Source organism: Paenibacillus oleatilyticus (genome assembly GCF_018998565.1).
Lineage (GTDB): Bacteria > Bacillota > Bacilli > Paenibacillales > NBRC-103111 > Paenibacillus_G > Paenibacillus_G oleatilyticus.
This window is the reverse complement of record NZ_JAHNZO010000153.1, coordinates 1-363: the sequence shown is the minus strand read 5'-3', so window position 1 is coordinate 363 and position 363 is coordinate 1. Positions and strand designations below refer to the sequence as shown.

At 62.0% G+C, this 363-nt stretch carries 1 protein-coding gene; it reads right to left on the bottom strand.

The annotated features are described in order from the left end of the window. Positions 1 to 363 (bottom strand): TonB-dependent receptor plug domain-containing protein (locus KQX66_RS39015; protein ID WP_216798431.1); only part of this gene is annotated, 363 nt, incomplete at both ends.

Genomic DNA, 363 nt, shown 5'->3' with positions numbered 1-363 from the left:
CCACAGCACCGTCTGCGGCCCTTTGGTGATGGTCAGCAGATCGAAGCTTTCCGGCGAGATGTAAGAGGTGGGCGCATCCATTCTCGATGGGCAGGCGCCCAGCATTTCCGAACCGTCGGTGAGGATCTTCAACCGCGAACCGAACATACCGCGGAACACCGGATCGCCGTTGGTGCCGCCGTTGCGGATCTGAGAAAAGCCGGGAATGGTTTTCAGGTAGTCCGAGCCATCGCTGGCCGGCACCGGCTGGCGCGGAGTTTTCGGTGACGTCACGATGGTCAGCGGAGAGTAGAGCGGTGCGGTAACGGTGATCACGTCGCCATCATTAACCTGGGCGCCGGTAGGGGGTTGATGCGCCTGCGC